The following is an 8,276-nucleotide window of genomic DNA, read 5'->3' on the forward strand; positions in this document are numbered from 1 at the left end:
ACGGTCGTCGTTGCGGCCTGGTTCCCCTCCTGGAGCGCGTTTCCCGCGGATCGTCAGGGCGAACTCCAGCGGTACACCTGCTCCGGCCGTCCGGCGCCGCCGTAGCGCGGCGCCCGCAACGCCAGCCGCTGAGCCGCGAGGTAGTCGAGGTAGCGGCGCGCGGTCTGCACCGAGATGCCGACCTGCGGCGCGATCTGCCCGGCCGAAAGCTGATCGTGTGACCTAAGGAGCGCGACAACCGACGCGAGTGTCGCCTCGGTCAATCCCTTAGGCAGCGCCGTCTGTGTAGACGCATCATGCAGCGCAGCCAGTGCCCTATCGACGTCGTCCTGCGCGAGTAGGTCAGGAGCCTGCTCTGCGCGCCGCCGGAACTCCGCATACGCACGCAGCTTCTCCTGGAACGTCGCGAATGCGAACGGCTTGAGCAGGTACTGCACCACACCGAGGGAGACCGCCGCGCGCACGGTGGCGAGATCGCGCGCGGACGTCACCGCGATGACATCGACCTGATTACCGTGCGCGCGCAGAGTTCGGCACAGCTCGATGCCGGTCATGTCCGGCAGGTTCACGTCAAGCAGCAGCAGATCGACCTGACGCGTCGCCACCAGCCGCAACGCCTCCGCGCCCAGATGCGCGATGCCGGCGGCCGCGAAGCCGGGCACCCGCGCGACGAATTCGGCGTGTGCATCCGCCAGCACCGGATCGTCCTCGACGATCAGTGTGCTGATCACACTCTCCTTGCCCGCTGCCTCCTTGCCCACTGTGCCGCTCATCCCGGGCTGCCCATACCCCCACGCGCCGCAGCCCCCGCCCGCGCCTCAGTTCCCGATCCCTTGCCCCCATTTCCTTCGCCTTCGCCGTCACCGATCTCCGCACCCGCCCGTGCGCCCTGCCCCTTCCCGCACACCGGCAGCCGTACCTCGACCGCCGCGCCGCCCAACTCCTCATCGCACGCGACGTCGATGCGACCGCCGTTGCGCTTGACCGCTTGTCGCACCAGCGCCAGGCCGATCCCGTGCCCCGCTTCGTTCTTCGTGGTCCAGCCGCGGGTGAACAGGTCGCCGATCCGCTCCGGATCGATGCCCTCTCCGCTGTCCGCGACCCGGACCTGCAGCTCCTGCGTCTCGTCCACGGCCCGGACCGTGACCGAAACCCGCCGCGGCGCCGAACCGCGCAGTGCCGCCTCGACGGCGTTGTCGATCAGGTTGCCGGCGATCGTGAGCAGGTCGCGGGTCTCAAACGGCAGCTCGGGCGCCGCCGTGTCCTCGCCGACCGTCAGCTCGACCCCACGCTCCGCGGCCTGCGAGATCTTGCCGAGCAACAGCGCCGCGAGCGCCGCGTCACCGACCGCGCCGAGCAGCCGGTCGACGAGGTGCTGCGACGCGGCCAGCTCCGCCGTCGCGAAACGCACCGCGTCCTGCGGCTTGCCGAGCTCGATCAGCGTGACGACCGTATGGAGCCGGTTCGCGGCCTCGTGCGCGGTCGAGGAGAGCGCATCCGCGAAGCCGCGCGCCGAATCAAGCTCGCCGGCCAGCGCGCGCAGCTCCGTGTGGTCGCGCAGCGTCGTGACCGTGCCCAGGATCCGTCCCTCGCGCCGCGCCACGGACTGGTTGACCGCGAGCACCCGATCCCCGGCCAGGTGCGTCTCGTCATGCGCGTCGAGCCCCGATTCCAGCAGGCCGGTCAGCGCGGGATCCAAACCGAGGCGAGCAACCGGACGCCCCGTCGGATCATCCGCCAAATCCAGCAGCCGAACCGCCTCGTCGTTCGCGAGCAGCACTCTGCGCTGGCGGTCTAGCACCAGCAGACCCTCGTGCATCGCGTGCAGTACCGCGTCGTGATGCTCGTAAAGGCGCGTGATCTCCTGCGGACCCATCCCGAGGGTCTGCTTGCGCAGCCGCCGTGACAGCGCCCACGAACCGAGACTGACCAGTGCGACAGCCCCTGCCGCGATCGCCAAGATGACCGGCAACTCCCGATTGACCAGCGCCGAGAGCTGTTCGATGGTGATGCCGACCGAGACCAAGCCGACGATCCGATGATCCGCGCTGTAGATCGGCGCGACCGACCGCACCGAAGGACCGAGCGTGCCCGTGTACGTCTCGCTGAACGCGTGCCCCGCCAGCGCGGGAGCGATGTCGCCGAGGTAGTGCTTGCCGATCTGGCTCGCGGTCGGGTGCGTGTACCGGATTCCGGCCGGGCTCATGATCACCACGAAGTCCACACCGGTCGCGCGCTGGATCGTCAACGATGCGGGCTCAAGCCGCGCGGTCGGATTCGGACCTGCCACCGCCTCGGCGACGCCCGGATCGTCAGCGATCGTCTGTGCGAGCGCGAGGGTCTCCTGCCGAGCGCGAGAGTACTGCCCGGCGCGCGCCTCGCGGATCGCCGCATACGTACCAATGGCCGTGAGCAGCACGACCACCAGTAGCTGAAGCAGCAAGACCTGTTTCGCGATGCTCAGCTTGGCGGCGCGCGCTCCCAGCGTCAGCGGTGGAACGAGGCGCGGCATTCGCTCAGTGTTACACCCGCCCGCGCGCCCGACCAGGCTCTTCCTCAACCGGCCCATGCGCGTTATGCGCGTAACGCAGACCGCGCCGTGTGCGCCGCGCCACATTCACCGGAGCGTCGTGTTACCGGCCACCATCGCCGCCGTCCCGTCTCGCGGCAGCGCGGTAACGCGAAGCATCCACTGTCCGACGCAGCACCTCGTGATCACGGCGGCCACGATGCGGTGGCCGCATGAGCATCCTGGAGTCCCGATGCACGAGACATCCGCCTCGTCTTCCACGCGCGACGACCACGTGTCACCCACTCAGCCCGGAACAGCGGTGACACGTACCACCCGCTCGGCCTGGTACCGCAAGCTTTACTTCTGGGTCTTGATCGGCATCGTGGCCGGCGTCGCTGTCGGCGCGGCTTGGCCGAAGACCGGAGAGAATCTTCAGCCGCTCGGCACCACGTTCATCAGCATGATCACCATGGTGGTCACGCCGATCATCTTCGTCACCATCGTCGGCGGCATCGCGGGCGTGGACGACCTGCGCAAGGTGGGCAGGATCGGCGTCAAGTCGCTGGTGTACTTCGAGGGCATGACCACGATCGCGCTCATCCTCGGCCTGGTCGCGATGAACGTGTTCCACCCCGGCAGCTCGATCCACGCGAACCCGGCCACGCTCAAGCTGACCGGCAACGCGGCGCAGTACGCCGCCCAGGGCAAGGCGCAGGGCTTCTGGTCGATCCTGACCGAGATCGTGCCCACCAGCGCGCTCGGCGCCTTCTCCACCAGCAACGACCTGCAAGTGGTGTTCTTCTCGGTGCTCTTCGGCATCGCCATCAAGCTCGTCGGCGCCCCGGCCACCGGCATCGCGCACGGCATCAACCGGCTCGGCCTGGTCTTCTTCGCGATCCTGCGGGTCATCATGTACGCGGCGCCGGTCGGCGCGTTCGGCGCGATGGCCTTCACGGTCGGCAAGTACGGCCTGCACACGCTCACCAGCCTCGGCTCGCTCATCGGCCTGATGTACGGCACCAGCGCGGTGTTCGTGCTCGTCGGTCTCGGCGCGGTGTGCGCGCTGTTCCGGCTCAACATCCTGGCGGTGCTGCGCTACATCAAGGACGAGCTGCTCATCGTGCTCGGCACCTCGTCGAGCGAGACGGTCCTGCCGCAGCTGATGCGCAAGATCGAGCGCGCTGGCGTTCCCGAGGACGTCGTCGGCCTCACGGTGCCCACCGGCTACTCGTTCAACCTGGACGGCACCTGCATCTACCTCACCCTCGCGGCGTTGTTCGTCGCCCAGGCGACCGGCGTGCACCTCTCCCTCGCCCAGCAGCTCGGCATCCTGGCGATCCTCCTGCTGACCAGCAAGGGCGCGGCCGGCGTCACCGGCTCCGGCTTCATCGTCCTGGCGGCCACGCTGGCCTCGGTCGGCACGATCCCCGTCGCCGGCATCATGCTCATCTTCGGCATCGACAGGTTCATGTCCACCTGCAGGGCCCTGACGAACGCGTGCGGCAACGCGGTCGGCTCGTTCGTCGTGGCGGCCTGGGAGGGCGTGCTCGACCGCCGTGCCGCCGAACGTGTCCTGGGCGGGCGCGCCGCCATCGTGCCCACGCCCGATCGCTCGCTCGAGCCTGCGGAGGTCTGACGGCTGTGAAGGCCTGACAGCAGCCTGCGACCCGAGCCGAGCATCGGGCGCACCCGGTGACGGGAATCCCCCATCCCCGTCACCGGCCCCAGGAACCGGGAGCGGTCGGCGCGCGTCCAAGCGCCGACCGTTTCCCGTTTCAGGAGCATCAGATGTCTACAACGATCACTTTCGGAAGACGCAGCCTCGTCACCGGCGCGCTGGCCCTGGCCGCCCTAGGCGTCACCGGTGCGTACCTGCTCGGCACCGCACACCGGGCGCCTGCCTCGACGCCCACCGTGTACGCGCTTCCAGCCGCGAATCAAAGCTCGAACGCGATGCCCGGCATCACGGTCACCGGCGTCGGCACCGTCAACGGCACTCCCGACACGCTGACCCTCGCCCTCACCGTGACGCAGACCCGCGCGGACGTCTCGACGGCCCTCAACGCAGCCAGCGCCAGCATGAACGCCGTGACCGCCTCCCTCAACGCGCACGGCGTGGCAAGCGCGGACCTGAAGACGACGGGCGCACAAGTGCAGCCGAACTACACCTCAAGCGGCGGCATCAACGGCTACACGGCCACCGAGTCGCTTACCGGCACGCTGCGAGACCTAAAGACCGCCGGATCCGCGATCACCGCCGCAGCTACTGCCGGCGGTAACGCAACCCGCATCGACGGCGTCTCCCTCGACATCCAGCACGACAGTGCCCTGATGACGCAGGCGCGCAACGCGGCGTACGCCGACGCCAAGGCCAAGGCGCAGCAATACGCTGACGCCGCCGGAGAGGCGCTGGGCAAGCCGACGCAGGTTACTGAGACGGTCAACTCACCAACACCGATCGACTACCGTGCCTACGCCTCCGCGCAGGCCCCAGCCGCCGCGCCCGTACCGATCAACCCCGGCACCGCTCAGGTGTCCGTGACCGTCACCGTCGTCTTCGCCGCCAGCTGAGGCCGCCCGCCGCCCCGCTCACCGGCGCGCACCAGCAGCCACATGAGCATCAGAGCTCCCCGTAAGCGCCAGCGCGCACCACATCCGGCCATTCGTGCGCCGTATACGTTCGAGCCCAGCGTCGACCTTCGAACGCCTCCGTAGCGCAAGCGTGCGCCGGGTGACTGCCAGCCCGTTCGTCGTCACGATCCGACTATGGCTGCCGGAAAACGACGCGAATGGCAATTCGCCGGGGGTATTGCCGAGGACTGGATGCTGAACGCTCCCGTCGCATCCCGCCGACGCACGGCTCGCTCGCGTGCGCCGCATCAAGAGGTGGGAGTCTTGATCGCGCATGCCCCGTCCGCGATCGACGTCGTCCAAGAACTCGCGACCGAGGGCTGGCGTCAGGCCATGGCGCATCGGCTCACGGCGCACCTAGGCGACCAACTCTGGACCGAGGTCGACCAGACGTGGCATCCCGCACACTGCAAGCGATTGGCCAAGGCAGCGCGCAATCTCAGGAAGCTCAATCCGTCATTGTCGAGCCTTGATACCGTGCTCGGCCGGCAGAACGTCAGACGAGCCGTGAACCGCACCGCTGTCGGGGTCGCTCTCGTTGACCGAGTCATAACCGCGGACACGCAAGCAGAGGCAGTGGTGCTCGCGATGCGCGTCACGGGCATCGCCCTGTGCGAGTTCCGCGGATGGTTAACGCACTGCCAGTGCTTGAAAGACCTTGCCGACGAGACCGCACCTGCGCAGCTGGAGGGCAAGGTCCTTGAAGTGTCCGACGGCTACCTGACCCGCGCGGGATAGGGCACGGCGCCGACTCGTCACCGCCCGCTACGTCACGGAGGAGCTGCCAGGCCCTTAACCCGACAGGCGAGCGCAGCCCGAACGCCCGAACCTCAGAGCGAGCGTGGCAGAGAGACAGCGAATTGCTGTCCCTCCTCTTTCGAGGGCTTGGGAAAGACGATCTTCAAGTCACGCTCTTGGCCCGCGATCGAGAGCTCGATGCCGAGCGCCAAGCCCAACATGGCGCTCTTCGGCTCGGTCGAGGAGACGCCCTCTCGCGACAGCGTCGCCATGTGCTTGCCGGGGCGGCCCGAGCTCGTGTCCGCGTCAAAGAACAGGATCTTGCGGTCGGTCAAGATCACATACATCTGCCGAGGCCGTACGTTCGCGGTCACCAGGCCGCCGGTCGCGATGCCTGCGACCGCCGCGGTCAGGACCTTCTTCTTCACGGAGACGGATCCGACATTCGCGATCGTCGTGATCTCAACCTTCTCGTCCGCTTCAAGCAGAGGCGCCGCTGCGTCCAAGAGCAATTGGCGACGCTTGTCGTTCATATAAGCCCCCTAATCGTTGGGTCTGCCGGTGGCGTGCAGAGTCTAGGGGTTGCGTCGGGCTCTCCGGAAGCCGGTCGATCGCTGGCGTGGGCGCTCGGTTCGCGCTTCACGACAGCGTCAAGGTCGAACAGGCTCTCCATCACCGCGCGTCGCGGAGCTGGCGCAAATACACAGCGGTCAGAGCCACTGCGCGATCCTCATCCTGCGACAGGTCCGCGAGGGCTCGTGCCGCCACCGCTCCCGGAATGTCGGCCAGCGCCTGCGTCAAGCGTCCGCGTGCACACGCCTCGGTGGTTGCGTCGCCCAGGCGCTCGACGAGCCCGGTCGCGATCCGGTCGGCAGTCGCGGTGTCGATCGCCAGTGCGCTTAGAACATCGGCTGCGTCGGTGTCGTTTCGCCCCGCCGCGACCATGTCGATGAGTGTCGGGACCGCTTCTGCCATCGCCCGTGCGCCCAGAGCCAGCGCCGCATACCCGCGGACCCTGTCATCGGGATCCGCGAGAGCGCCTGCCAGATGTGCGGTCACCTCCTCGTCGGGGAGCGCGCCGAGGCACTGGACGGCGCGTTCGCGCACCGCAGCTTCCGGCGCGCCCAGGCCATTGGCCACCAAGGCGGGGACCGCGTCGCCGGCCGATCGCGCCAGCGCCCACCGAAGCACGCCGGCGACATTCGGATCCGTCTCCTTCAGCACCGCCTCCACCAGGGCCTCCACCGGCACGACCACCGTGCTGCCCGACGAGAGCGCCGCGCGCTGCCGGGCCTCGGGGTCCGGCGAGCCCAACGCCTGGAGGAGCGCGACGACCTGGAGAGCGTCCTGCCAGTCGGCGGGGTCCACCGCATCGAGCCGCCGCAACCGGTGTAGCAGTTCGATCTCGGCCTCGATGCGCTCGCTCGTCCGCTGGATCAGCTCGCCCACGAGCGCCGATGGCGTGAAACTGGGGTCGTCGAGCGCGCGCCCGATCTCCCGCAGCGACATGCCCAGCGAACGCAGGCACTCGATGTGAAGGATCCGCTGGCCGTCTTGCGCCGAGTACTCCCGATAGCCGGACCCCGTGCGACCTGCGGGCCGGATGAGGCCGAGCGACTCATAGTGCCGCAGCATGCGAGCACTGACCCCGGACCGCCTCGAGAACTCACCGATCAGCATCGCTGCTGCCCTCGGTCCCGGGAGCCCCCGTCAAGGCGACGATCCGCTTGGCCTCCTCGATCGCCGACTCGAACCCGGCGGTCGGTGCGTGCAGTAGCCGCCGTGTGGCGAGCGCATGCGCACGCACGCGCGGATCAGCCGACGTGCTCGCGGCATCCAGAACCGGCACGATTACCTCACCCAACGCCACAAGCGCTCGGCTCAAGCTCAGCCGCATGTTCCGCTCGCCCCGCCCGAGCTGCGTCGCCAGCACCTCGGCCAACGCTGGCTCCTCACCCTCCGGCACCAGCGCCACCGCGGCCCGCCAAGCGCTCTTGGCCACCTCGTCGTCGGGATCGGACAGCAGTGCCCGCGTGATCGCCGGCCATGCGCGGCGATCCCCGATCTTGGACAGCGTGTGCAACGCCTGGCTGCGTGCCTGCGCCCGATCCGAGGAGGTCTCACGGAGCAACGCAGGAAGCGTCAAAGACACCGGAAACCGCACCAGCGCCCAGGTCAGCATGTCGCGCACGAAGAACTCAGGCTCGACCGCGCAGCGCTCCACGAGCTTGTCGACGAACCGCGCGTCCGGCGCAGTCCCCACGGCGAGAGCAGCGCGCAACCGCACGGACGACCGATCGTCCTCCAACGCCCGCAGAAGTCCCGCCCGGTCTGCGTCCCGCGGTGTCGTGGCCATCGCAACCACCTCCTTCCGCAGCAGTGAAGACCCTGCCAC

At 68.7% G+C, this 8,276-nt stretch carries 8 protein-coding genes; 3 read left to right on the forward strand and 5 right to left on the reverse strand.

The genetic code is table 11. The features are described 5' to 3' along the window. Nucleotides 1-53: 53 nt before the first annotated feature. Together VFA06_RS21175 and VFA06_RS21180 are read right to left on the reverse strand one after the other, a co-directional pair. Nucleotides 54-773 (reverse strand): response regulator, encoded by a 720-nt coding sequence (locus tag VFA06_RS21175; RefSeq protein WP_324842403.1) that lies wholly within the window; start codon nucleotides 771-773, stop codon nucleotides 54-56. Then, nucleotides 770-2,512, reverse strand: coding sequence for a sensor histidine kinase (locus VFA06_RS21180; RefSeq protein ID WP_324842404.1), 1,743 nt, complete (start codon nucleotides 2,510-2,512; stop codon nucleotides 770-772). The genes VFA06_RS21175 and VFA06_RS21180 overlap by 4 nt, the downstream gene beginning before the upstream one ends. Nucleotides 2,513-2,831: 319 nt before the next feature. Between VFA06_RS21180 and dctA the strand changes: the two genes are divergently transcribed. The 3 genes from dctA to VFA06_RS21195 all read left to right on the forward strand — a co-directional run bounded on the left by dctA (nucleotide 2,832) and on the right by VFA06_RS21195 (nucleotide 5,881). After that, nucleotides 2,832-4,148, forward strand: a complete 1,317-nt coding sequence (gene dctA, locus VFA06_RS21185) for a C4-dicarboxylate transporter DctA (RefSeq protein ID WP_324842405.1) — start codon at nucleotides 2,832-2,834, stop codon at nucleotides 4,146-4,148. A gap of 152 nt (nucleotides 4,149-4,300) precedes the next feature. After that, complete coding sequence (locus tag VFA06_RS21190; RefSeq protein WP_324842406.1) at nucleotides 4,301-5,083, forward strand: SIMPL domain-containing protein; 783 nt, start codon at nucleotides 4,301-4,303, stop codon at nucleotides 5,081-5,083. 195 nt (nucleotides 5,084-5,278) lie between these two features. After that, a complete protein-coding gene (locus VFA06_RS21195) occupies nucleotides 5,279-5,881 on the forward strand; it encodes a hypothetical protein (protein WP_324842407.1) in 603 nt (200 codons plus the stop codon). 92 nt (nucleotides 5,882-5,973) lie between these two features. Here the strand turns inward: VFA06_RS21195 and VFA06_RS21200 are convergent, their stop codons facing one another. The 3 genes from VFA06_RS21200 to VFA06_RS21210 form a co-directional block, all read right to left on the reverse strand. Next, nucleotides 5,974-6,414 (reverse strand): hypothetical protein, encoded by a 441-nt coding sequence (locus VFA06_RS21200; protein ID WP_324842408.1) that lies wholly within the window; start codon nucleotides 6,412-6,414, stop codon nucleotides 5,974-5,976. A gap of 139 nt (nucleotides 6,415-6,553) precedes the next feature. Next, a complete protein-coding gene (locus VFA06_RS21205; RefSeq protein ID WP_324842409.1) occupies nucleotides 6,554-7,561 on the reverse strand; it encodes a MerR family transcriptional regulator in 1,008 nt (335 codons plus the stop codon). Beyond that, nucleotides 7,548-8,237 (reverse strand): HEAT repeat domain-containing protein, encoded by a 690-nt coding sequence (locus VFA06_RS21210; protein WP_349260280.1) that lies wholly within the window; start codon nucleotides 8,235-8,237, stop codon nucleotides 7,548-7,550. The genes VFA06_RS21205 and VFA06_RS21210 overlap by 14 nt, the downstream gene beginning before the upstream one ends. Between the last annotated feature and the right edge of the window lie 39 nt (nucleotides 8,238-8,276).

The organism is Actinocrinis sp. (genome assembly GCF_035653575.1).
Lineage (GTDB): Bacteria > Actinomycetota > Actinomycetes > Streptomycetales > Catenulisporaceae > Actinocrinis.

What these genes read in the sequence shown, in the direction of transcription:
- VFA06_RS21175 (WP_324842403.1), bottom strand. Translation starts at nt 773, where the DNA reads ATGAGCGGCACAGTGGGCAAGGAGGCAGCGGGCAAGGAGAGTGTGATC.
- VFA06_RS21180 (WP_324842404.1), bottom strand. Translation starts at nt 2,512, where the DNA reads ATGCCGCGCCTCGTTCCACCGCTGACGCTGGGAGCGCGCGCCGCCAAG.
- VFA06_RS21190 (WP_324842406.1), top strand. Translation starts at nt 4,301, where the DNA reads ATGTCTACAACGATCACTTTCGGAAGACGCAGCCTCGTCACCGGCGCG.
- VFA06_RS21195 (WP_324842407.1), top strand. Translation starts at nt 5,279, where the DNA reads ATGGCTGCCGGAAAACGACGCGAATGGCAATTCGCCGGGGGTATTGCC.
- VFA06_RS21200 (WP_324842408.1), bottom strand. Translation starts at nt 6,414, where the DNA reads ATGAACGACAAGCGTCGCCAATTGCTCTTGGACGCAGCGGCGCCTCTG.
- VFA06_RS21205 (WP_324842409.1), bottom strand. Translation starts at nt 7,561, where the DNA reads ATGCTGATCGGTGAGTTCTCGAGGCGGTCCGGGGTCAGTGCTCGCATG.
- VFA06_RS21210 (WP_349260280.1), bottom strand. Translation starts at nt 8,237, where the DNA reads ATGGCCACGACACCGCGGGACGCAGACCGGGCGGGACTTCTGCGGGCG.